This window comes from Streptomyces sp. NPDC059861, assembly GCF_042731435.1.
GTDB lineage: Bacteria > Actinomycetota > Actinomycetes > Streptomycetales > Streptomycetaceae > Streptomyces.
On the sequence record NZ_JBHWJQ010000061.1, the window covers coordinates 1 to 23,482 of the forward strand.

General features: G+C 66.8%; 18 protein-coding genes and 5 pseudogenes. 11 read left to right on the plus strand and 12 right to left on the minus strand.

Annotated features, from left to right (window positions below; all coding sequences use genetic code 11):
* Nucleotides 1-597 precede the first annotated feature (597 nt).
* Complete coding sequence (locus ACFV6X_RS33905; protein ID WP_385390133.1) at nucleotides 598-1,056, plus strand: hypothetical protein; 459 nt, start codon at nucleotides 598-600, stop codon at nucleotides 1,054-1,056.
* Here ACFV6X_RS33905 and ACFV6X_RS33910 read toward each other — a convergent pair.
* The 3 genes from ACFV6X_RS33910 to ACFV6X_RS33920 form a co-directional block, all read right to left on the minus strand.
* Nucleotides 1,044-1,496, minus strand: coding sequence for a transposase (locus ACFV6X_RS33910; protein ID WP_385390135.1), 453 nt, complete (start codon nucleotides 1,494-1,496; stop codon nucleotides 1,044-1,046). The genes ACFV6X_RS33905 and ACFV6X_RS33910 overlap by 13 nt on opposite strands.
* Before the next feature lie 312 nt (nucleotides 1,497-1,808).
* Complete coding sequence (locus ACFV6X_RS33915) at nucleotides 1,809-2,393, minus strand: DinB family protein (RefSeq protein ID WP_385390137.1); 585 nt, start codon at nucleotides 2,391-2,393, stop codon at nucleotides 1,809-1,811.
* Nucleotides 2,394-2,541: 148 nt separating this feature from the next.
* Nucleotides 2,542-2,859: a hypothetical protein gene (locus ACFV6X_RS33920; protein ID WP_385390138.1), complete on the minus strand. Its 318-nt coding sequence runs from the start codon at nucleotides 2,857-2,859 to the stop codon at nucleotides 2,542-2,544.
* Here ACFV6X_RS33920 and ACFV6X_RS33925 point away from each other — a divergent pair.
* Nucleotides 2,771-3,130: pseudogene (locus ACFV6X_RS33925) on the plus strand (transposase); the annotation flags it as partial. The gene ACFV6X_RS33920 and the pseudogene ACFV6X_RS33925 sit on opposite strands and share 89 nt — an antisense overlap.
* 761 nt (nucleotides 3,131-3,891) lie before the next feature.
* Nucleotides 3,892-4,311 carry a hypothetical protein gene (locus tag ACFV6X_RS33930; protein WP_385390139.1) on the plus strand — a complete coding sequence of 140 codons (420 nt, stop codon included), beginning with the start codon at nucleotides 3,892-3,894 and terminating at the stop codon, nucleotides 4,309-4,311.
* 532 nt (nucleotides 4,312-4,843) lie between these two features.
* Here ACFV6X_RS33930 and ACFV6X_RS33935 read toward each other — a convergent pair.
* Together ACFV6X_RS33935 and ACFV6X_RS33940 are read right to left on the minus strand one after the other, a co-directional pair.
* Nucleotides 4,844-5,080, minus strand: coding sequence for a hypothetical protein (locus ACFV6X_RS33935; RefSeq protein WP_385390140.1), 237 nt, complete (start codon nucleotides 5,078-5,080; stop codon nucleotides 4,844-4,846).
* Nucleotides 5,081-5,544: 464 nt separating this feature from the next.
* Nucleotides 5,545-6,513, minus strand: coding sequence for a helix-turn-helix domain-containing protein (locus ACFV6X_RS33940; RefSeq protein ID WP_385390142.1), 969 nt, complete (start codon nucleotides 6,511-6,513; stop codon nucleotides 5,545-5,547).
* Between the two features lie 599 nt (nucleotides 6,514-7,112).
* Here ACFV6X_RS33940 and ACFV6X_RS33945 point away from each other — a divergent pair.
* The gene (locus tag ACFV6X_RS33945) at nucleotides 7,113-7,523 is read left to right on the plus strand and encodes a peptidoglycan-binding domain-containing protein (RefSeq protein ID WP_385390143.1); all 411 of its coding nucleotides are present in this window, start codon (nucleotides 7,113-7,115) and stop codon (nucleotides 7,521-7,523) included.
* A gap of 221 nt (nucleotides 7,524-7,744) precedes the next feature.
* Nucleotides 7,745-8,123: pseudogene (locus tag ACFV6X_RS33950) on the plus strand (transposase); the annotation flags it as partial.
* Between the two features lie 11 nt (nucleotides 8,124-8,134).
* Here ACFV6X_RS33950 and ACFV6X_RS33955 read toward each other — a convergent pair.
* Both ACFV6X_RS33955 and ACFV6X_RS33960 read right to left on the minus strand, forming a co-directional pair.
* The gene (locus ACFV6X_RS33955; RefSeq protein WP_385390144.1) at nucleotides 8,135-8,842 is read right to left on the minus strand and encodes an enoyl-CoA hydratase/isomerase family protein; all 708 of its coding nucleotides are present in this window, start codon (nucleotides 8,840-8,842) and stop codon (nucleotides 8,135-8,137) included.
* Nucleotides 8,843-9,485: 643 nt separating this feature from the next.
* Nucleotides 9,486-9,854: a DUF6444 domain-containing protein gene (locus ACFV6X_RS33960; RefSeq protein WP_385390146.1), complete on the minus strand. Its 369-nt coding sequence runs from the start codon at nucleotides 9,852-9,854 to the stop codon at nucleotides 9,486-9,488.
* 976 nt (nucleotides 9,855-10,830) lie between these two features.
* Here ACFV6X_RS33960 and ACFV6X_RS33965 point away from each other — a divergent pair.
* On the plus strand, nucleotides 10,831-11,376 hold the full coding sequence (locus ACFV6X_RS33965; RefSeq protein WP_385390148.1) for a cupin domain-containing protein: 546 nt from the start codon (nucleotides 10,831-10,833) through the stop codon (nucleotides 11,374-11,376).
* Between the two features lie 24 nt (nucleotides 11,377-11,400).
* The gene (locus ACFV6X_RS33970; RefSeq protein WP_385390149.1) at nucleotides 11,401-14,457 is read left to right on the plus strand and encodes a BTAD domain-containing putative transcriptional regulator; all 3,057 of its coding nucleotides are present in this window, start codon (nucleotides 11,401-11,403) and stop codon (nucleotides 14,455-14,457) included.
* A 373-nt stretch (nucleotides 14,458-14,830) separates the two neighbouring features.
* Here ACFV6X_RS33970 and ACFV6X_RS33975 read toward each other — a convergent pair.
* Nucleotides 14,831-15,185, minus strand: a pseudogene (locus tag ACFV6X_RS33975) (IS256 family transposase); the annotation flags it as partial.
* Nucleotides 15,186-15,485: 300 nt separating this feature from the next.
* On the opposite strand from ACFV6X_RS33975, the gene ACFV6X_RS33980 reads away from it, so the two are divergent.
* The 4 genes from ACFV6X_RS33980 (at nucleotide 15,486) to ACFV6X_RS33995 (ending at nucleotide 20,297) form a co-directional block, all read left to right on the plus strand.
* Entirely contained in the window at nucleotides 15,486-17,108 is a 1,623-nt protein-coding gene (locus tag ACFV6X_RS33980; RefSeq protein WP_385390150.1) for a 4-hydroxyphenylacetate 3-hydroxylase N-terminal domain-containing protein, read from the plus strand.
* Between the two features lie 449 nt (nucleotides 17,109-17,557).
* Entirely contained in the window at nucleotides 17,558-18,625 is a 1,068-nt protein-coding gene (locus ACFV6X_RS33985; protein ID WP_385390151.1) for a maleylacetate reductase, read from the plus strand.
* 52 nt (nucleotides 18,626-18,677) lie between these two features.
* A complete protein-coding gene (locus tag ACFV6X_RS33990; protein WP_385390153.1) occupies nucleotides 18,678-19,544 on the plus strand; it encodes a dioxygenase in 867 nt (288 codons plus the stop codon).
* Nucleotides 19,545-19,799: 255 nt separating this feature from the next.
* Nucleotides 19,800-20,297: a flavin reductase family protein gene (locus ACFV6X_RS33995; RefSeq protein WP_385390154.1), complete on the plus strand. Its 498-nt coding sequence runs from the start codon at nucleotides 19,800-19,802 to the stop codon at nucleotides 20,295-20,297.
* A gap of 658 nt (nucleotides 20,298-20,955) precedes the next feature.
* Here ACFV6X_RS33995 and ACFV6X_RS34000 read toward each other — a convergent pair.
* The 4 genes and pseudogenes from ACFV6X_RS34000 to ACFV6X_RS34015 all read right to left on the minus strand — a co-directional run.
* Nucleotides 20,956-21,870, minus strand: coding sequence for an MBL fold metallo-hydrolase (locus ACFV6X_RS34000; RefSeq protein WP_385390156.1), 915 nt, complete (start codon nucleotides 21,868-21,870; stop codon nucleotides 20,956-20,958).
* 158 nt (nucleotides 21,871-22,028) lie between these two features.
* Nucleotides 22,029-22,238, minus strand: coding sequence for a hypothetical protein (locus ACFV6X_RS34005; RefSeq protein ID WP_385390158.1), 210 nt, complete (start codon nucleotides 22,236-22,238; stop codon nucleotides 22,029-22,031).
* A gap of 383 nt (nucleotides 22,239-22,621) precedes the next feature.
* A pseudogene (locus ACFV6X_RS34010) lies at nucleotides 22,622-23,038 on the minus strand (GNAT family N-acetyltransferase); the annotation flags it as partial.
* 136 nt (nucleotides 23,039-23,174) lie between these two features.
* Nucleotides 23,175-23,481, minus strand: a pseudogene (locus ACFV6X_RS34015) (DDE-type integrase/transposase/recombinase); the annotation flags it as partial.
* Nucleotide 23,482: the final 1 nt, after the last annotated feature.

Below are 23,482 nucleotides of genomic sequence, written 5' to 3' on the forward strand. Positions count from 1 at the left end.
GCTGCACACCTACAATCACCACCGCGGACACACCGCGCTGAAGGGCCAACCACCCGCCAGCCGCGTCCCCAACCTCACAGGGCAATACACCTAGGTACGAGTGGGGACATGGTGCCCGCTGCCAGGCCCACCAGCTCGTGCGTACTCGAACGGCATGGGACCGCCCGGAGGTCCGGGGCGGCCGCCGGCGCCCAGCAGAGCTGGTGGCCGTCCCCGCCGCCGCTCTCCCTTGTCTCCCAGTGCAAACTGAACGTGTCCACGGGCACCAGCGTCTGGCTCGCGAACCTGCCCTGTTCCCAACAGAAGGCGAGTGGCTGCCTGTTCCGGTCGCTGCCGCCGGAGCGGAGCGCTGACCGTGATGGCGATGCTGCTGCCTGCTCGGCCCGGCGGGCGGCAGTGGCGTGCCCGAGTCGACCCTGCGACGGCGGCGCCACGAGCTGATCGCACTGCTCGCCGCCCGCGCCCCGCTCCTGGTGGCCTGGCGGCTGGCGTCTCGAATGGAGCAGTACTGCTACCCCATGGTGCTGAAGCGCCCTGCCCATCTAGGATCAGGCCGCCATCGAGACCTTTCCACCCCCTGCAATCAAGGGAAATCACATGCGTCTACTGGAACTTCGCAAGTTCTGTGTCGTCATCGCTGCCGCTCTCAGCACGGTCATTCTCACCTCTGGGTCGGCTTCCGCCTACCCGTGGTGGCAGGACTGGACCCCGGTACAGGGTCAGGAATGTAGCGCGACCACGCACCACGAGGTTTCGACCAAGGTGCTCTTTCAGACGTGCATCGTCCCGCATCCCACCAACGGAACAGCGCAGCCGGTCCTCATCGTGCGGAACAACGCGACTGTGACGGTCGGGCTCGAGAACGCAAAGGTGTCCAGCCTATGGTCCAACAAAACTTACGGTTGCGCTCTCATGTACCTGGCCCCCGGCAGGGTAGCGGCGTGCTACGGCGGAACCACGAGTCTGGTATTGGGGAACAATCAGGCTGTTGGCCAATTCACGTACAACGGGATAACGGACAACACTGCATTCGCCGAGTTTCCCTATGCGCCCTGAGCGGGAACCCGATTTGACTTGATCTTTGACGTCCGGTGTCGAATGGCTCGTCGTGATCGCCCGGTTCGGTAACTGCCGTACACGGTGCGCGCGACGAGCCCGCGCTCGCGCAGCCAGGCCAGGTGTTCGGCGGAGAAGTACGCCTTGTCCGCGCGGAGTTTGACGGGTCGGCGCCGCCGTGGTCCCCGGCGGGACCGGACGCCGGGTATGCCGCGGATGAGCGGTTCGAGGGCGAGGCTGTGGTGCGTGTTCGCGCCGGACACGGCGACGGCGAGCGGGATGCCCTGGGCATCGGACAGCACGCGCAGCTTGTTGCCCTTCTTGCCGCGATCGACCGGGTTCGGCCCGGTCAGCGATCCCCCCTTTTGGCGCGAACGGAGGCCGCGTCGACGACCGCCGAGGTCCGGTCCACCTCGCCGGGCCCCGAGTTCGTCCAGCACCGCCCGGTGCAGCCGACGCCACAGGCCGGCCTCGGTCCATACCGTGAAGCGGCGATGCGCGGTGGCGGGCGACGTGCCGAACGTCGGCGGCAGACGCCGTCAGGCACAGCCGCTGGTCAGCGCGTACACCACTGCCGTGAACACGGCCCGCTCGTCACACGGAGCGGTCCCACCACCTTGCGGACGAGCAGCGAACGACGGCAGCAACGGGGCGGACGGCTACCAGAGTTCATCAGGAACCAGACGCTTCGATGGATGAGCGCCCACGACCGGCATCATGCCGCACGAACATCAAGTCACGTGAGACGACCTCTAAGCCTTGATTGGTGCGGCCGACCTGGCGGCCTGCTCGATCTTCGTGCGGTGGGCCGCACGGGCTTCCTCGTCGATCTGCTTCTCGTTCTCGGCGCGCAACCCGGTCCGGCCGTCGAGGCCCTCGCGCAGGATGTCGGCGTGCCCGGCATGCCGGATGGTCTCGCCGAGGACATGGACCATGACGGCGAACAGGTTCGTGTTGGGAGAGGGCTCCCGCCACCACGGCACGTGGCCGGGGGCGTCGAGGGGAAGCTCGTTTATCGTCGCGTCGGAGTGTTCCCACGTGCGCCGGTAGAACCCGATGATCTGATCGCGGGTCTCGTCCTCGGTCGCCCACAGATCGCTGCCGTCGGAGTCCTGCCACCGGGGCAGCGGTTCCGGGGAAGGGCGGTCGAAGACCTCGCCGAAGTACCTGGCCTCGACGGTGGCCACGTGTTTGACCAGGCCGAGGAGGTTGGTCCCGGTCGCTGTCAAGGGTCGGCGGGCGTCGTATTCGGACAAGCCGTCGAGTTTCCAGAGCAGCGCCTTGCGGTCCCGCCGCAGTCTCCCGTGCAGGTTGTCTTTCGCGAATCCATCGATCATGCGGCATGAGGCTGCCATGGGCTGCTCGTGGTCTCAAGTCCCGTACGTGGTCCGCAACGACTGGCAGAGCCGAGGCCTGGCCATGGCCGCCGCCCTGACCTGCTAGAAGAAGCTCGCGAAACTTGCCACGTGAGACAACCTCCAGAGATCAAGCCAGGAAGCGCCGAACGGCAGGGGTTCGCCGGTGTATCACGAAGAAGCTCGCACGGGCCTCGTCGTCCGATCCCCATTCGAGAGTGTTCACCGCAAGGTCCACTTTCCGCGATTGACCCTGGGCAACCGACGTCACCCGATAGTCTTCACCGTCATTGTCGTTGCTGCTGCAAGTGGCCCCTTCATAGAGTTCTAGCGTTGCCGCGACGACAACTTTTTCCAGCGGCCCGGCGAGGCCCAAAAGCGGGCGCAGTTCGGTCGATCCCGCACGCCCGGGCAGCAAGCACCACGTCATCACCGACGGCCAGGGCATCCCGCTCGCCGTGTCGCTGACCGGCGGCAACCGCAACGACGTAACCCAGTTGCTGCTCCTGCTCGACAAGATCCCGGCGGTGGCCGGGGTTGTCGGACGACCGCGGAGACGGCCCGACATGCTGTTCGCCGACCGCGGCTACGACCATGACAAGTACCGCCGCCTCCTTAGTGAGCGGGGCATCCGACCGGTGATCGCCGAACGTGGCCAACCCCACGGCACCGGTCTGGGCACCTTCCGGTGGCTCTTAGCCGCCCTGAGCGCGGCGCTCTTCGTCACTCTGATGCTTCCGGGCATGGTCAATCGACGGCAGAAGATCATCATCTCCTGCGGTCCGGCGGCGACTTCCTGGTCCTGGTGGGTCTGTTCCCGCCCCTATGGGGAGTCCCTGGTTGAGTGGCTCCCCGTGTACTGCGCCGCACTGGTGGGCTCCGCCCTGTGCGCCGTGGCCACTGGAAGGCGATGCGTACTTTCATGGCCTGGAAGGCGGCGAACCCCGAAAAGCGGACAATGAAGGGCCGGACACTCCCTGGGTTCTGCAGCTGGCTTTCACCCTCCCCCTACTGCTGATTCCCGCTTTTTCGTACGCCTCCTGACCGGTGCTGCGGCCTCGGAAGCCGCGGAGCCCCAAGCGTGATCGCCGCCCTCTCCACCCAGACTCGGGTAGCGCCTGCTGGCGCTCAGTCTGGCGGGCTCTGGGTGCGGCTCGGCGGCCTGCCACCGATCAGTTGACCGCCACCGAGCCGTGACCGGGTGCTCGCGTGCGGCTGAGCCACTACACAGATGGTGGTCCGCCGCTTCCCCGTAGCGGCGGACTCGTTTCTTGTTTGACTGCCTCGCCTCATCCTCACGGGAACCCGCGGCGGCAGCATCGCGAGCACCAGTACGGCAATCCGTCCTTGAGGCAGCGACCGCGACGGGAAGCGGATTGCTTCGAATGCGTCCGCAGTACGTCACAACTCCATCACCGCTGCAGGCCCAGCGGCCCACCTGCCGCACCATGTCCCTACTCGCATCGCACCAGGGGGAATCATGCGCATCCGCACCACCACCGCGGCCGTCGTCGCCATACTTGCCGTCACCGTCGTCGGCTGCAGCAGCGACACGGCCAGCGACGCCAAGGCCGACACCAGCAAGAGCACACCATCCGAGGCGTCGACTGCCGCAGACAACAGCGGCGCCGCCAAGGACGTCGGCATGCCACCCGAGCCCACCGGCGCCGAGCGCGACGCCGTCCTCGCTGCCATCCGTGACGTCAATGGCAACCTCATCCGCGACGAGGACAAGGCCATCGACGCGGCCCGGAACCAGTGCGTGTCCCTCGACGGCGGCGCCACGAACCCGGACCACAGTGCTGCGCAGCGGTTCTCCTACGACGGCGTCACGCTGACCGATGACGACGGAAGTCACATCAACTTCGGGCTGCGCAAGACGCTCTGCCCCGAGTCCTGATCAGCCGCCGACTTGGCCCCGGCCGCGAGCGTATGTGGCCGGGCCTCACCATGCCAGGGGAGCGTGGCCACCGAACGCGGCTACTGATGAGCTGTGAGTACCGACAGCTGCGCGTCCGCGTTCTCGCTGCATCCAACGTGGGCATCGTCTGAAGCCCCTATCTGCCGGCCGGTCGATAGCCGACCCAGCTGCGCCGTCAGCCGGCCATCGGCGTCCCCGACGTCCCGGCTCTGCCCCATGTCGCTTCGCCAGCGCATACTGCCTGGCGTAGTCATGTCAGGCGGGAGACCGTAGCGGGTGCGGTGAAGCGTGCGCGGTGGCGCTACAGGCGGAGGCGTCATGGCGCGACGTCAACGCCGCCCGTCGTGGCCTGTGCCCCCGGTCGGGGACGTGCCTGCCCGACGCTGACCGCCGGGCCGCGACCTTCGGCGTCGCGTTCTGTGCTGACCCTGTGCTGTTCGGCGCGGGTGATGTCCGAGCCGCGTGAGCGGGAAGTCCCGGCAGGCGAGTACCGGATGTCGACGCGTGCCGATTACTCCGCCGGGTCCTCCCTGGTGTGCCGGACTGCCGCCTTCAGAGCCATCTCGACGGACGAGCGGGGCTCGCCGGCTGTCTTGGCGTAGTCGGTGATCGCCGCTTGCGCCGCCTGGGCCGCCTTCCGCCACGCTTGGTGCTGCGCGTCGTACTCGGCGCCGTCGAGGCCGGCGAGCTTCGCGCGCTGCTCTTCTGCGGCGCGCTCCAACGCGATCAGATCATCAGGTAGGTCCACGGGATGGAGCTTAGGTCGGGCCACGGGTGCGCCTCCGGTCCGGCTCGCGGAACACGGGGGCGCGGGGTGCGTGTGGACTACGACCTCCACCCGCCGCGTTCAGGGCGCTGCGCAACGGGAGCCGACGGCACGCAGCAGGGCCCAGCGTGGACAGGTCCTCCCGGCCCGGCCGCTCGCCTGCAGGACGAGGGGGCCCGCATGGGCCGCATCCCCGCACCGATGGCGCAAGCGTGGGCTCCCGGATGGCGCGGTCAACGGCTGGGCTGCGCGTTCGCCGGATCGCAGTGCTGTGGCCCGGGGTGGTCTGGCCTGTGGTTGCGCGCAGGACCGTGGTCGGGGCCGAGACGGTGCCATGACCGCGGAGGACGCCGAAACTGGAGGACTGGCGCTGGTTGCCTGATCGCGGCCCCGCCGGACCGGGCGTTCCGGGGGCGGTCATGCGAGGCGCGGCCGCGTGGAGAGGATCAGGCGGGGGAGTGGGGGTGGTTCTGGTCGCGCCAGGCCCGAGGCGAGATTCCGTATGCTTGCTTGAACACCTTGCTGAAGTGGGTTGCGTCCACGAAGCCCCATTTTCGTCCTGTGGCTGCGATGGTCCGTAGTCGGCTGTTCGGGCCGGCCAGCTCTCGTCTGCATTCGGCCAGGCGGCGGGTGCGGATCCAGTCTCCGAGGCTGATTCCTGAGCGGGACAGCACCGCGTAGAGGTGACGTACGGAGATGCTGTGTGCGGCGGCGATCCGTGCTGCCGACAGATCGGGGTCAGCCAGGTGCGCCTGGATGTACTGAGTGATTCGCAGGCTGAGTGTCGCCTCAAGCGGCTCCTTGGCCAGGCTGTCGTTGCTGTGCTGGGACATCAGTACGGCACGCAGGAGTTCGACGCTGGGTTGCACTGCGGCGTCGGCGTGCACGCCCTGGTGCAGCTCGTCGGTGACAGCCAATTGGGAGAAGTAGGTGAAGGCGAGGCGCGCAACGGGGTTGTCCGATCCCAGGGAGACCGCGGTGATGTCTCGTAGCATCCGGTCGGGGAGCGCGAGTGCCGAGCGGGGGAAACGGATGAAGCGGTAGTCGACTCCCTTATCGAAGAGATGTGTGTAGGGAGCGATCGATTCGTAGACGGCGAACTCCCCAGGCCTGAGCAGGCACTCGCGACCGTTCTGCACCACCAAGCTGCTGCCCGTCATCTGAACTCCGAGAGTGACGGCCGGCTCTTCGTCCTCCCGGGCGAGCCGCTCCGTCCGACGGAGGGTGACCGCGGTCGCCCACGCCGAACAGATCCTGATGGGCCCCACAGTGCCGAGCCCGATGCGAACGGAGATGTCCTCTGCCGGCGGGCCGTGGTCGATGTCGACCGCCACCATGGATTCCCACACCGCGTTGCGGACCACTTCCTCCCGGTCTCGCGGCGGTATGAACGCGGTGTCCAGGACCGGGCTCATGAGGCGGACCTTTGTCTGCAACGGTCACAGAGCCGGCCTGACCGTACCTCGGTCCGTTCCCCCACAAGTCACCCCTCACCACGGACGGTTCCCGACAGCAGTCTGGCGCGCTTCTCTCCCGCTGTGCAACGGCTTCGACCGGCACCCGCAAGGGCCCGCGCCTGTTGCGGCGCCACCTTGAGGCGGTGCACTACTGACAAGGTTCCTTGCACGGATGACAAAGTCCGAAGCCCGCGACGACCCTAAGGTCGATGGGCGAGGCCAGAGGAAGGAAGGTCACGTGCCGGGCTTCTCGGGGACCGCCATCGATGGCCTCTTCGGTCCGAAGACGCAGAGGCCATGAAGCGGCAGTTGCGTGGCAGTAGCGGTGGGTCGTCGTGCCCGTGGCAGTGCAAGAACCCGACCCGGTGTGACGTCGTAGCACCAAGAGCCTGCCGGTGGCCGGTGAGCCTTTGCACAGGCAGACGGCCTGACCATCAGTCTCGTCAGGTAGATCTACTCGAATAGGGGGAAGCGTGAGATTTCGCGTACGAACACGCCCATCCGGCCTTCTCGCCACCGGGCTTTTGCTCGCTGGCCTGCTCGGGGGCGCCGTCACCATGGCGCCAGCCGCCTCGGCACATGGCAATTACGTGCACTGCCAGGGGCGTTGGCTGCACGAGCGGATCGGGAACAGCGACCTCAAAGTGATGCTGCCGGCGGAGGTCGGGTTCAGTATCGGCATCCATTGCTACCTGACGAACGGTGACGGCACCCTCGCCTACCCGTTGAGTGGTGTCGAGGTGTTGCAGCGGGCGTTGAACAGGTGCTACACCGCGGGCCTCACCGTGGACGGTGCATTCGGTGACAGGACAGAGGCCGCGCTGAGACGGGCGCAGACCCTGGCGGGCGTGACGGTCGACGGCGAGTACGGTCCCGCGACCCGCACCTTCATGAAGTGGCCGATGTACAGCGACGCCACCGGCAAGGTCACCTGCCAGCGCCACGGCGACATTCGGCGGGACCTGTGACGGCAGCCTCGCTCTCCCGACGCGGGTGGCACCCGCGACCCATGGCCAAAACTTCTCCGCCCAGATGAGACCGAGTCCGATGCCGTAGCGGGCGCCACGGGTGCAACGCCCCGCGGGAGCGGTTGAACAAGGAGATTCGCCGTCGCAGCGACGGGGTGCGTTGCCCGCACCACCAGGTGGACGGGCGCGCACGCCGCGCCGTATGAGGACGGGGCGAGGACGATGAGACGCTGTTCGCGGCCATCATCCACGTGCTGGTCAGCGGCCACGCCTGGCGGGCTCTGCCACCCTGCTTCGGCATATCGAAGTCGGCGGCGCATCGCCGGTTCCTGATCTGGTCCCGGGCCGGCGTCTGGGGTCGCCTGCACGAGGGCCGTGCTGCACCGGCTCGACGACGCCAACCTGGTCGACGTCACCCGCGTTGTCCTCGACACAGCGCACGCCAGGGCCAAACGCGGCAAGCGCATTGGGGTGCGCATCGCCCGCAAGGGCGTCGAATCCGGCGAACGATTGGGGTGACGCCGCTGGGTCATCGAGCGCACCATGTCGTGGCTGTCCGGAGACCGCCGACTCAGCCCCCGCTACGAACGCCATCTTCGCCGGGACAACCCTCAGTCGAACATCTCGATGAAACGTGGCAGCGACGCGTCGAGCGCGTCGTCGTATGACATCGATGCGAACTCGTAGACGGAGCGCCGGCCAGGAGCACCTGCGCTGGCCGCCCTCAGTGCGTTGTCGAGCCACTCCTGAGCGACCACAGCTGCTCGGCCGGCCTCGACCACGGCCTGCACGAGACCGACCTCGCGGGCCCTCTCGGCGGTGAACGGCTCGCCGGAACCGATGTTCTCGATCGCCAGGCGCGGCCCAAGCCGATGAATGATGGGCACCTGCGCGATCATCGGCCACCTACCGGTGTTGACCTCGAACGTGCCGATTCGCGCACTGTCCACTGCTACGGCGAAGTCGCAGGCCGCGACGAACGAGGCGCCTGCGGCGAGCGCGTCGCCGTTGACGGCAGCCGCGACCGACAAACCAAGACGAGGGAAAATCCGGAGGGTGTCCGTCAGCCTCTCGCCGAACAGGGCTGGATCTGCACCCGCTTTGATAGCAGCGACGTCGAGACCACCGCAAAAGGTCTCACCTGCACCGGTGAGCAGGACGGCGCGGATGTCCGGGTTGTCGTCACACTTTTGCAGGCGGGTGCGGATGTCTGTGAGGATGCCTGGGTTCAGCAGGTTCCGCTCGCCATTGTGAATGGTCAAGACGGCGGTACCACCAACAACTTCTTGCTCTACGCCGCCGCTCCAGACGCTGTCCACGCTATTCATGATCCGAGTCCTCTCAATTCGTTGGGATTTGTGTCGCAGGCTGACGCGATGATCTTCTCGTCGACTTTGTCCAGGGGCCGGCGTGAGCTGCGGCCCTGCGTTGTTCACGACGATGCCGAGGCCGTACTGCCACGCATGCACGTCTGTTTCGGCACACTGTTGACGGAGTTCGCCACCTTGACGCCACGCTCGAGCGGAGCTTGTGCGATGGCGCGGCCCATCCCTCGACCGCTGCCTGTCACAAAAGCCCTGCGGCCGTCCGAAATTCAACCTGCGCCACGTTCGAATCCTCCAGTCAGCGGTTCATCCCTTGTACGGAGAGTGGATCTGAAGCGCTGAGGCCACCGCAAGTACGGCTAACGCTGGGTTCACAGGCGACTGTCGGGCCACCTCGCATTTTCCAAAGGGTGCGTTTCCTTTAGGTGCGCTGGTGGTCAACGCAAGCGGCCCGCGCGAATTGCTCTTGGTAGCGGCCGGCATGGACTCGGTGGTACTCGCGCTTGTGGAACTGCCGGCACTTTCTGAAGTCGCCGTTGGCGATCACGGCGCACAGGAGGAGGACAGCCTCGCCGCCGTACAGGCTCCAGCGGGCACCGGTGACGTCGAGGCGGCCCTTGGCCAGGTAGGGGCAACATCATCGGAGCGACGTCGGCGGTGGGCGCGCGGCTCGGCGACCACGCAGGGGTGCGAGGCCCTCGAGCAGGTCGCGGGTCGAAGACCTGCCGGGCTCGACAGCCCGTACGTCGTCCACCGACGAGTCCGGCCCCGCAGTCGGAGCAGGCGTCAGGATGGCGATCGAATACCACGTCCGGATCGGCCACCTGCTCCAGTGTTCCGCCCGGATCTCCCTGAGCCTGGACGGGCCTGCGGCCCGACCGCTGTCGCAGCGACTTGCGCCCAGGTTTCTACGCAGCCTGTCACTCGACGGCGGCTTGGAGGTGTTGCGCGAGTCGGAGGCGACCCGCCGCTCCAACTCCGCGATCCGCTCCGCCTGAGCGGACACCAGCAGCTACCTCCACCCCCGGCGAGGCCAACTCCTCGTACGAGGGCCGCGGCGCCGGGTCCGAGATCACTAGATCAACCTGTCCGGCCAGCTCACAATGCCCCGCTACAAGACTCCCCAACGGCATTGCTTACGGCGTCTTCGTTGCGATTAACGCCCCACTAACATCCCCCGGCTAAACTTGAAGGGATCAACGGTCCTAGCAAGTGTCCCATTCACGACGAAATGCAATTTCGTCGATTGTGATCGAGCAGTTCGAACGGTCACTGACTGTGGCGCTGATTTCCCAGCTTCCCACGCGCCAAGCTCAGGTTCACAAGCGGGTTCGCAGCAGTTCCTGGCGACGTCGTGTCGAGCGGAACGTGGAATGACGAACCCGACAAGAACAGTCCGTGCACGATGGCTTGAGTGAACGGAGAGGGTGGCATTGTATGCGAACTGGCGATCTGTGTCCCGATGCTCAGCACTCGGATGCACACGAGGAAGCGTTCGGAGCCGTCATACTCCGGGGCGCTCACACGGCCTGCTCGAAGGGTCCGTGGCCTCCCGGAGCCCTGGGCCCCGAGGTGACGGCCTACGCCGAGCAGCCCGGGTACGCCCGAAGCCTTGACGGCGTGCGGCTCGAGGACTCGCGGGTCCACTGAGCCGACGACGGTGCGTTGGCAGGCGGTTCGTGGCCGCTGTCGGCTGCGGACCGCAGCCCTCAGCATTCCCTCGGGCAGAGGTCCGACGAGGATCATCCAGCAGCTGGGCCTGCCGCCCCGGGCATCTTCGCGTGTGTGATCGGAGAGGTTGAGATGGCTTACTGCATCGCACGTGCGGCGGATGGGAAGTCCATCGATGTCGAGGGCGTGCCGGGTCTTCGGCAGGCGCTCTTGGTTGGGCATGAGCATGGTGCTGCGCACCAGGAAGTGAGCCTGTACGAGCCGGGGCCCGGGGCGACGACGGGCTGGGCCCGCTGCCCGTTCGACGAGTCGTGGTTCATCACGGGCGGAATCGGCGAAGCTGTCTTTGCGGGACTGCGCTACGAACTCGGATCCGGCGACTACGGAGTGGCGCCCGTCGGCGTCGCCCATCCGCAGTCCGCCGTGAGGGACTCACGCGGCCCGGCGTTCGCGCACCGAAGCCGCCGTCGTTCGCCGGAGCCCGTCACAGCGTCGCCACCAAGCCCGCTCCGGGTGAGAATCTCGGTCGACCGTCGGAGACGGACCTCCGGCATCGCTTCGTCGGGCCCTTCGAGGAGTCGTCGCGCCGCAGTCCGGGCCGGGCGGCGAAGGTTTGCCAACACCCGTTCGAGGAGATCTACTGCATCACCTCCGGCGAAAAGCGAGGGACCCTCGATGGGAAGGAGGAGGTCATCGAGACCGGCGATCTGGTGTGGGCAGGCAGAAAAGGCACACATGGATTCGTCAACGAACGTGACCGGTCCGCCCGTTGGATCGAAGTGCAGTCGCCGCCCCCTCCCACTTCGGACGGGTACTTCGTCCCGGACGACTGGCGCAAGCTCCTGGATGAGCACTGAGGCGTACGAAGGGCGCGAGGATTGATGGGTGACTACGACCCCGATCGACCAAGCATCTCGAAGACGCCAGGTCGACAGCATCGCGCAATCATCAGGCGGAAACTGGCAACGCCGGAGCCGTCGAAAGACATCGTCGTACGCCAGCGGCTCAGTCAACGGTTGAGAAAGCTGCTCGACCGCCACACCGTGGTGAATGTCTTTGCGGCAGCCGGGGCCGGTAAGACCACGGCAGTCGCTCTGGGTGTCAGTGACCTCGACAGGCCCGTTGCTTGGCTGTCCCTCGACGGTACGGAGCAGGCGCCGGGCCGCCTGCTCGTGTACCTCGAAGCGGCAGTCGAGGGCGCCGTCCCCAGCGCAGCCGATGTGGCGTTTGATGCCCTGAGCAGCAGTCTTCACATCGGTGAGGCAGCCGGACTGCTGGCGGAAAGCCTCCAGGGAAGTCGGCTCATTCTTGTGTGCGACAACGTGGAGCGAATCGCCCCCGACGAGGCCTGCGTCGCCGTGCTGTCGTATTTCGCGCGCTACCTGGCGTCCGGCGTGAACCTCGTGTTGATCTCGCGCGTCGACGTCCGACTCGACTGGGGCTCGACGAGTGAGCGTGACCGGGTGGGTGAGCTGGGCGAGGGCGATCTCTCATTCGACGCTCAGGAAGCCGGCGCAGCACTGCGAAGCGTCGGCCGCGTCGACGTGAACCCGGCCCAGGCGGTGGCGGCGACAGGGGGCTGGGTCACTGGCGTCCTGTTCGAGGGCTGGCGTCACACGCAGTCTCGCGAGCCGGATCCCGACATGCTGAGGTCCTATGTCGCAGCGAACGTCTTCAACTCGCTCTCCCTGGTTGAGAGAACGTTCCTCCTCCATACCAGTCTGCTGGACGAGGTATCGGTTGAGGGTGCCCGCGTCTTGGGGCAGGAGAACGCGGCGCAGGTCATGGCGGGCCTCCGCGCCCGGCATCTTCCGGTGACGTGGTCCCCTGACGGTTCGCGCATGACGCCACACCCGATGTTTCGCGACTTTCTGCTCGAGGCCCTGGGACGGGAAGATGCCACGACGCTCGACGCGGTTCGTCGCAGACACGTAGAAGTCCTGATCGCCAACGGCGCGCGCGAGGAAGCCGTCGATGAGCTGCTTCGGCTCGGGGACTTGGACGCAGCCGGGCGGTTGGCCGCCGACGCCCTGCCAAGCCTGGTTGCGCGGATGGACTTCGCGCCGGCGGCACGTTGGCTCGATGCTCTGGGCGCGTCCGTCCGGACCCCGACTCCGGAGATCGGATCCGTCGTCTTGCGCGTTGCCTTCGCACTGGAGCAATGGGGTCGCGGAGTTGAGTTCATCGATCGGCACGGCTATGACTGGCTTCCAGAACTGGGGGCTCCCGACTCCGAGGAGGCCCGTGTCCTGGCTTGTTGGTGTCTTTGGCACTCTGGGCGGATCGAGGAGGCGCAGGTCATCGCCGAGCAGTTGCCACCGGGTCGGAGCCGGCGCATCGCCGACTCGTTGATCGCGGGCGCAACCGGAGAGGAGCCGCCACCCTTCCCGGAATACTCAACGATGCCCTCCGGCCCACTCGACGGTTTGCTGATGCGCGTTGCCTTCTTCCGCGGTCGCCTTGACGGACTCGACGCACCAGGCTCGTTCGACCCGTGGCGCACCGTACTCGGCGGCCCTTGGGTCGTCGCCGCGCTACGCGCCACCGGGCGCTTGGACGCCGCGATGGCGATGTACGAGCCTCGCCGTGGTTCGTCCCAGCCGGTCTGGTTGCATGCCGTCGACGCCGTCGATCTCATGCTTGATCTTGGCCGCGAAGACGAGGCCTGTGCGTCCATCGCGCGGGGGCGAGAGCTCATTGCGGCAACCGGCTCGAAGGTATATCAGAACATGAGCCTTCTCGCTGAAGCCAAGCTGTGGCTGCGGCTCAAGGGTGACACCCAACGTGCCAACCGTGTGCTGGCAGAGGCAACTGCCAGCGGAGCCTCCGAGTATGTCCTCACACGGGAGACGTGGCTGATGTGGTCGGGTCTGTCGCTTCTGCTGCAGAACAGGGATGCCGAGGGGCACGAGTACCTCGCGGAATGCCTGCGGAGCATGCAGAAGGGAGACCGTCATCTCGATCTCCCGACGGTTGCCGTATACCTGTCCGAGGCGCAATGGCGTCTCGGACTCGAGGATGAGTCCGACGCCACGGCCGACCTTGCGATGGTCTCCGCCTCGACGCACGGAACACAGCACTTGCTGCTCACAGCCCTGGCGGACGTGCCGTCGGTTGCGGCCAGAGCGGCGGACACGAAATCCAGTCGCATGTCACCCTGGCACGAGATACTCGCCGTCCTATCGGGCCAACATCGCGTACGCGTGAACGTGAGTACGCCCCGACTCGTGCTCGAGGAGTTCGGCGCGCCGACCCTCACCGTCGACGGAAACGTGGCTCGGCCTCGGCTGACGAAGAGTATCGAGCTGCTCAGCTACCTGCTCTGGACACCCGACCGTAGGGCTAAACGTGAAGAGCTTCTCGGGGTGCTCTTCGGCGGCCGCAACGATGCTGCCTGCCGCAGCTATCTGCGGCAGGCGCTCTTCCGGCTTCGTGAGGTACTGCCTGACGGCTTGGGTCCGGCGCAGCACGGCGATGTCTTTCAACTGGTCGGCCCCGCGTGGGCCGTGGGTTCGGCACAACGGGCAGTCGACCTCCTGGCCCAGGCTGGGAGACAGAATGGAGAGGTTCGTCTCCAGACGCTGTCGCACGCCCTCAGCATTGCTGAGAGCGGGCCCTACCTGGCGACGGCTTCAGGGGATTGGGTTGCCGAGCGTCGCGAAGTCCTGGCTGAGACCTTCACCTCGGCTCGAGTCGACGCAGCCAAGCTCGCGTATCGAATGAACCGTTATCGTGAGGCAAAGGGACTGGTGGACCGCGTGCTTCTTGAAGATCCGTACCGCGAGCAGGCCTGGCAGCTCGCCATCAGTCTGGCGCATGCCAGCGGCAGCGATGACGCTGTGCTGGCGCTCTACCAACGGTACGTCGCGCGGATGCGGGAACTCGGTGTGCCACCGTCCGACGAGGTTCGGCGGCTCGTCATGCAGCTGCGCCGATAGGAGTGGAACGATTTTCGGGCTCTTCAGCCGCTTGCGTGGGTGCCTGACCAGCCCTGATGCCTGTGACACCGCGTGTGCCGATAGATCATCCAGCCTTGTGGCGCGGCACGTTGGCACTCGTGCAGAGTTCCGCCGAGTCGGTGTCGTCGGCGGATTCCCTGGTGTCTGACGACGGATCGCCACCAGTCACCAGCGCATCAGGCAATGAGCAACACGTCGGATGCGCTTGATTGGCCAGAGCGCCACCACAGCCTCCAGACGGGCGTACCGTTCGACGCACACATCGCGATCTCCTCCGAACTGGCCGCCGCTGCTGGACACCCTGGCACCATGTGATGTCTCGGCTGGACCGCCCCCGAAGCTCCGCCACGTACAGGCCATGCAGGTGGAGCAGCGGCAGCACCTCGCTGACCTTGGGCGACTTGCGGCACCACGGCGGCAGGATCTTCGAGGAGAACCGCGTTCGCTCGCCAGTGGCCGTGTCCACACGCTTGTCGTTCACGCGCGAGGCCGTGACCTTTAGGGGACGTGCGGCGGTGGTCACGGTGCATGGCCGGTTGTGGCCGTCGCGGACCACCAGGCGGCGCCCGGTGTCGTCCGTCTGGGCGAGGCAACTCGGGTATGTACCGGTTGACTTCGGCGACCAGCGCTGCGACGAGCATCCGCCGGGCGCCCCCGTGGACGATCTCGTCGATCAGCCCGTGGAGCGGCCGGCCGAGCCCCGCCACCTCACACCGGCTCGCGTGCCGGGTGGCTTCGCAACCTCCACGCGATCCAGCCTGCCCGGCGGCCGCACCAAAACCGTGCTCGCCAAGGGCGGGGACGGCTTCCCGGCTCGAAGAAAGAGCACCGGGCCAGGCACCCCGACGTCCACTAGCAGAATCTCCGCTGCCAACGTGCGGAAACGGTCCGCCAGCGAGCTGACGAACCTCAAGCAAGAGCGCAGTCAAACGCCAAGCTAACACCGTCTCGCGGATGGTTAACGCCTTGATCACGACGATGAGCCGCATCCCTGGAGAACTGGAGGCATGACCATGAGGACCGGTTCGGAGTACCTGGAATCTCTGCGTGACGGGCGTAACGTCATCATCGACGGTGAGCGCATCGAGGATGTGACGAAGCATCCCCTGACCCGTGGCTACGCCGCGCAGGCCGCGCGCTTCTACGACATGCATCACGAGCCCGAGAACCAGGCTTCCCTGACCTTCGTCGACGAGGACGGCACGCGACGCCCGATCGGCTGGCTGTATCCGCGAAACCAGCGCGACCTCGAACGACGGCGCGACTACGCCAACCAGGTGATCCGCAGCTTTGGAGGCGGCGCGTTCGGCCGCCTCCCCCAGAGCAACAACGGCAACTGGTACGCCCTTGTGGACGACACCGCCCCTTGGGCTGAGCTGTCCAAGGACACGCCCGCGACCGTCGACCTCGCCCGCAACATCATCGCGGACTTCGAGGCCAACCGCGACGCGGACCTCTGGACGGTCCCCCTGCTCAACGACGTGCAGCGGGACCGCTCGGACCCCTCGGTGGCCGCACGCAACCCGATGCTCCGCGTCAACGAACGCAATGACGAAGGCATCGTGGTCGCCGGCTGGAAGGGGGTCTCCACCGCGGTCATCTTTGCCGACACGATACTGCTCGGCAACATAGTGAAGCCTGGGACGGAACCGGAGCACATCATCTGGGCGAGCGTCCCGGTGAACCACCCGAACATCACGCACGTGGGACGCCGTTCCAACGCCACACCCGCCGAGTCCGTCTTCGAGCGGCCGTTGTCAAGCCTCGGCGACGAGCTCGACTCCATGGCGTACTTCGATGACGTCTTCATCCCGTGGGAGCACATCTACCACCTGGGCGACGTCGATCACTCCAGGTTGTATGCGCAGCGTACGTTCGATTTCGAGCACGCCGACACCCTGCACCACATGATCGTGAACGCGGAGCTCATGACCGGACTGGCGGTCCTCATCGCACAGTCGACCGGAACGGCTCAGCACCCGGTCGTGGGCTCCGACATCGCCGACCTCGTCCGCTTCCACGAGACGCTGCGCGCCTTCAGTATCGCTTCGGAGGCGACCGCGTTCGTGACGCCCAGGGGGTTGTGCAAGCCGAACAACATCTTCTACGACTTCGGCCGCGCGCACTACCTCGAGAACGTGAGCCGGCTGACGGAGAAGCTCGTGGAGATGTGCGGCCGCTCAGCGGTGTTGTCGCCGAGCGAGAAGGATTTCGAGGTTCCCGAGATCGGCACCAGGCTTCTGGAGATGTTCCACGGCACGACGTTGAGCGCGCACGACAAGGTGCGGCTCTTCAAGTTCGTCCAGGACCGGTTCCTCAGCGACTGGGCCGGACGGTTCAGGTCGTTCGAGAGGTTCCAGGGGACGCCGTTGTTCCTCATCAAGCTGCTGACGATGCAGCGCATCTCGACCGACCCCGGCGGCTCCATCACCGAACTGGCCCGCCATGCAATCGGTCTCGGCACCACCGACGAGATGACCGCACGCGCCGTCGCCGAGCGGAAGGAGTTGTTCGGCTCGGTGACTCCCGTCGCTACCGAGCCTGCGCTCGCTCAGGCCGCCGTAGCCAACCAGGGCTTCTCCATGGACGACAAGTCTCAGCCCGACTACATCAAGACCCAGGACGCATAACCGCCACCGAGGTGCTCGGCCCGCAAAATCCCGCAGGCTGAGCACCTCGGCAGCGTACTTCGCCGGCCCGGCGATTCAGGGGCCGTTCATGAACACGGTCCGATGCCCGCAACAGGCGTTGTCACCTTGTCGGGAGTGTGAGTGCCTGACGGTGTGCACGGGCGTCGACGGCCCGGGGCGTTGTCCCTGGATCAGGCCGTCGCGGGCCGGCCGACGGCGCCGCATGTGCACGTTCCGGGGGAGTCCTTCACAGCTGGTCCCGGTATTTCGATCGCCCGGCTGGTATCGATGCGAGCGCAAGCTCTTCGCATGGTCGCCCCAAGCCCACCCGTCAGCTTGGGCCCACATCGCATGGACAGGTGAGTATCCCCTGCTCGTCAGTGATCCTCGACCCAACTCGGCAGAAGGCTTGTCCGGAACGAATTTCGATACCGGAGTGAGGAATTCGGATGAGAGCGTTCGTTCATCGGGGACAAGTCACCAAGGTGGTGTTCGGCAGGGGGACACGCAGCCGTGTCCCCGACGAGGTCGTGCTCATGGGCTGCGAGCGCATGGTGGTGCTGTCCACCTCGAACCAGGCGGGGCACGCTGCCGAAATGGGTGACCTCCTGGGCGCAGCGGTGGTCGGGCACTTCGCCGAGGCGACCATGCACACGCCGGTCGCGGTCACGGAGAAGGCGGTGGCGTACGTCGAGTCGGTCAAGGCCGATGGTGTGCTCGCCGTCGGAGGCGGGTCCACTATCGGTCTCGGCAAGGCCCTCGCGGCCAGGACCGGCCTTCCGCAGCTGGCGCTGCCCACGACGTACGCGGGATCGGAGATGACTCCGATCCTGGGGGAGGTCGAAGGCGCCCGCAAGACCACGCGACGACTGCCCGAGGTCCTCCCCAGGACCGTCGTGTACGACGTCGACCTGATGCTGACGCTTCCTCCCGCCATGGCTGCGGTCAGCGGCGTCAACGCCCTGGCGCACGCGGTGGAGGCGCTCTACGGACAGGACCACGACCCCATCGCGAACCTCATGGCCGGTGAGGCGGTCGACGCACTGATCCGTTCTCTACCGGCGGTGATACGGCGCCCGGACGACCCGGAGGCATGCGCCGGGGCACTGTACGGCGCGTGGCTGGCCGGTACGTGCCTCGGGTCGGTCGGGATGGCGCTGCATCACAAGGTGTGCCATGTGCTGGGTGGCATGTTCAATCTCCCGCACGCCGAGACGCACGCGGTGGTTCTTCCGCACGTCTTCGCCTTCAACGCGGCAGCCGCTCCCGATGCCGTCGAGCGTGTCGCACGCACGCTTCCCGGCTCCGAGGGCGGTACAGCGGCCGCTCTCTTCGACTTCGTCGGAGAACTCGGTGCCCCCCGCGCCTTGAGGGACCTGGGCATGCCGGAAGCGGGGATCGACCAGGCAGCCGACCTGATCGTCCAGAACGCCTACTGGAATCCGCGCCCGGTGGACCGCTCATCGGCCGGCGCGCTGCTGACCCGGGCGTGGGCCGGCGAACGCCCCGCAGTCTGATCTTCTCCTGCGCAAAGTTCACCTCACCAACTTCACCACCGAGGAGCCCGTCATGCGTGACCTCAACAGTGAAACCATCACCGATGCGGTGATCGCCACCTTGGGCGGTGCCAAAGACCCTCGTACCACCGAGATTCTCGAGGCGCTCGTCCGTCACGCCCATGCCTTCGTCCGCGAAGTAGGACTGACCGAAGAGGAGTGGGCCATCGGTATCGACTTCCTCACCCGCACCGGTCACCTGTGCACCCCGACGCGGCAGGAGTTCATCCTGCTCTCCGATGTCCTGGGCGTCACCATGCTGGTGGACGCCCTGAACCACCAGCGCGAGTCGGTGGCCACCCCGAACAGCGTCATCGGCCCCTACTTTCGCGAGGACCGGCCGGAGCACTCCCACGCCGCCGACATCTCCGCGGGCCTCACGGGTACCCCGCTCTTCTTCGAAGGTCTGGTGACCGATCACCAGGGCGAGCCGGTCACCGACGCGGCTGTCGACGTGTGGCACAGCGACGCCGACGGCCACTACGACGTCGATGTCCCGGGCCTGCAGGAGACCGCGATGCGCGCCCTGCTGCGGAGTGACGGCGAGGGTGGCTTCGCGTTTCGTTCCATCCGTCCGGCGAGCTATCCGATCCCGGGGGACGGAACGGTGGGCGAGCTCATGCGGGCCGCGGACCGGTCCTTGACGCGCCCCGCTCATGTCCACGTGGTCATCGACGCGCCCGGCTTCCAGCGAGTGACGACGATGCTGTGCCCCTCCGACGACCCGTACCTGGAGCAGGACCCGGTCTTCGGAGTCAAGGACTCGTTCGTGGTCGATTTTGCCTCCCACGAATCCGGAACCGGACCATACAGCGACCGCACGGACCAGCCCTACACCTTGCTGCGGCACACCTTCGTTCTCGCCCCCGACCAGGGTTGAGACCTCGCCGGTGAGCGTGGCCCGTGATGAAAAGCCGTTTCCCATGGCAAGGCCTCCGGCCGACCGGAGCGTGCGGCCCTCGAGAGAGATCAGGGACTTGGTGGACCGGATGCGGCATCGGCCCGCTGCCACCACCCGAACGCAATACCTGCGTCGCTGCATGGATCACATCAGTTTTCCCGCCATTAACGGGTACTGGAGCACGCTGCAATGCACCCGCACAGGGCTCAGATGAATCTTCAGGGAGGTCTGCCGATGTCCGAGAGCCTTGAGATGCCGGAAACCCTTGACACGAAGCACGCCTTCCGGGCCACGATGAGCCGACTCGCCTCGGGGGTCAGCGTCATCACCACCCGGTCGGGGGACGCCCCCATCGGCGTGACGGCCAGTGCCGTCACGTCCCTTTCGATGGAGCCGCTGCAGCTGATCGTCTGCATCAGCAACCGCCTTTTCACCCGTAGCGCGATCGCCGAGCACGGACGATTCGCCGTCAACATCCTCGGGGAAGGCGGTCAAGCGCTCGCCAAGAACTTCGCGACCTCCAAGGAGGACAAGTTCGCAGGCGTGCGTGTCAGCGAGGAGCACGGTGTTCCGGTGCTCACGGACGCCATCGCCTCCGTCGTGTGCGATGTGTCGGCGGCACTCCCCGGAGGGGACCACACCATTTTCGTCGGCGACGCCCGACACTTCGAGCACCAGGTGGAAGCCCGGCCGCTGGTCTACTTCGCGGGCGCGTTCGGAGCCATGACCTGAGGGCAGCCCCATCCGGCCATGCCGGCGGAAGTCAGGTCGCGGCAGGCAGGCCACCGCCGGGCGAGAGTCTTCAGCGCGGTCAGGAGGGCGACGCGCGGTCCGTCGCCAGTGGGACGAAGTCGTGAGATGGCATCGACCTGTGTCTTGCCGTGCAGGGCGGTGTACTTGCCACGGATGTCGTCCGGGTCGCCTGGAGCAGCTGCCCGCCGCGCTTCAGCCTGTCCCGCCCGAACCGGGACCGTGTGTGAGCGGTGCGGCCCGTGCCGGGCATCCAGGCATCCGCTACGACGACGCGCTGCCCGATGATGGCCGTCACTGCCCTGATTGCCGGACGGACCTGTCCCGCCTGCCCGGTCTTCTCACAGCGCTGTTCAAGCGCCGCAACTGACCAGGTCCTGGTGTCGCTGCCCGCCAGTCCTCTGATAACAGCTCGGCGTCACAGGTCTGTCCACCGTCCGGCGCCCACCCCTTCTCCTCCTCGTCGCCGAGGGGAGGGGAGGCATTCAGCGGGCGATGACGCGATACATCAGCAGGCCATGCCCCCGCCTCACCCGGACCTCACGGTGATGGCGAGTGGGCACCGCTCCACCCTGCTCACTTGACAAGCAGGGCTGGCCTTTCGCGCGCTGCTCACGCGTCGGCCCCAGCCGAAGTGCGGTCAGTACTCCCAGACGGCCGGTACGACACGGAAGGCGTTGCCGTCGACCGCCACGTGGCAGACGGACGGGAACGGCAGGTGGGTGGCCAGCAGTTGTCCGCCGTTCGTCGCCAGCTCTGTCAGGAGACGGACCCGGACGCGGGTCGTTTCCTCGGGGTCGTGGTCGAAGCCGTTGTGCCAGTCGGGCTTGTCGAACCCGGGCTGGAACAGGGCATCGCCGGCGAACGTCAGCCGGTCGCCGCCGGACTCCAGGCGGATGATGCTGTGGCCGGGGGTGTGCCCGCCGGTGCGCTGCATCAGCACTCCTGGCGCCACCTCGTACTCAGTCTCGAACGGCCGCAACTGGCTGCGGTACACGTCCAGGAACCGCGAGGCGGTCGTCCGCAGCACGTCCGGCACCGGTGCCGGCATGACGGTGTGGGAGAAGTCAGGTGCGTCCCAGAACTCGGCCTCGGCCGCCGCCAGGTGGACCCGCAGGTCCTGGCGCAGCCGGCCCCTCAGCCCCTCGACGAGTAGCCCGCCGATGTGGTCCATGTGCAGGTGGGTGAGTACCACGTCGGTCACGGACGCGGGATCGATCCCGGCGGCATCCAGTCGCATGGCCAGCTGTCCGGCTCGCGGGAAGCCCGGGAACTCCGTCCCCAGCCCGGAATCGACGAGGATGGTCCGGTCACCGCTGTGCACCACGGCGACGTTCAGCGGCCAGTTGCACACCTCCGGCGGCAGGAACATGTCACCGAGCCAGGCCGCCAGGTCCTCCTTGGTGGCGTTGGTGGCAAACGTCGTGCTGGTGATCGGCATCACGCCGTCGCTGATCACCATCACGTCGATGTCGCCGACCTTCAGCGCGTAGCGCGACGGAACCAGCTCGTCATGCCCCGACGCATGGGAGTGGGCGAGGTCGATGTGGCTCATGTTGTTCTCCTCTTGAAGCGCGTTGGCCGACGGCATCGACGGCGCCATGGGTCACACCGTCCAGTCATCCCCCTAGGACCGGACGGCAGCCCGTTTTGTGACATTAGCCCGGTTTGCGACAGAGGCCCTGATCCCTCGCCCTGCCTCACCTCGCCCGGTCACGCCGGTGGCCCAGCCGCCGCACGCACGTTGACCCGGTAGGAGAGGGCGAGATGATCACAACGGTTTCCGCGTCTGCCGGTTTCGGCGTCGCGGAGCTTCAGCTCGACATCGACGACACGGAGCACGAACGGCGTCACACCACCGGCCTGGGTGTCGCCACCGGTCACGGCTTCGGCGGCCTGGACGTGCTGATGGCGGGCAGTCACGGCACAGTCGGGAGACGATCGGGTGCTGCGGCAGGCCGTCGGCCGGCACGCGGTGGTGTACCGCGCGATCGACTTCCTGGCATCCAGTTGTGCGCTGCCGCGGGGTGGTAGGCGCTTTTGGTTCCGTTACCTGATGCTTCGTGGGCCGACGCTTGCGCCCTCGGTGGAAGGATGGGGACGGTGTTGGCTCCGGCTCCCTCCTTCCGTTCGGCGTACGCAGGAGGGCGTCCTGCGCTGCATCCGTCAGCACATTGCCGATCACGGCCATGCGCCGGCTCCACCTCGCTCTTCCCGAGGTGAGACTTCCACCGGCCGCATAGAAGGTCGCAGATCAGGGCCGCCGATGATCAGTTCTTTCACCTCTGGTCGCGGTGAACCAGACGTCAGAGGTCGAGCTGGTACTCGAACGTCGTGCGGGTCATAGCCGAGCGCGTCGTTGATGCGCATCATGTGCGGGTTGTTGCCGGCGGAGTAGGTCAACAGGCCGCCGAGATCGGGGTGCCGTTCGAGGGCGTGCCGGACGGAGGCGGCCTTCATCCAGCGGCCGAGGTCATGGCCGCGTGTCGGGGGAGGACCCCGGTTTCGTAGTGCTGGCCGTCACCCTTGCCGTCGCCGAGGACCACCAGTTCGGTGAACCCGGCGGTCGAGCCGTCCGACTCGTCGACGGCGGCGACGGTGTGCAGCAGGTCGCCACGCTTCTCGACGGCCGCGGCAGCGGCCCTGACCCATTCCAGGTTCCAGGTCACCGTGCCGAAGTCGGTGCTGCCCATCGGCATGTCGTCCATGGCGTGACGCGACTCGACATATGGTTCGGCTCCTGCCGGCTGGCGCGGGGGCCTTGATCCGGGATCTTGAACGCGGGTTATGCGGCTTCGGCCAACGTAGTTGGTGTTGTAGTGGTGCAGCCGGCGGAAGAGGGTCCAGGTGTGCCTCGCGCTCGGTGTCCCAGGCCCGGCGGCCTTGGAGGGTCTCCCGTTTGCCGGTCGCGTGAAGGACTCGGTGAGCGCGTTGTGCGCGCTGGAACCAACCGCGCCCGCGGACTGGGTGACGTCGGTTTCGCGGCGGACGTCGGCGAAGGCCCGGCTGCAGTACTGGGCACGTGATCGCTGTGGAAAACGGCTCCGGCGAGACTGCCGCAGGTCCGTTCGGCCGCATGCAGAGCGTCGATGACGAGGTCGGCCCGCATGTGGTCGGCGATGGCCCACCCCGCCAGGCGCCGCGAGAAGAGGTCGATCACGGTCGCC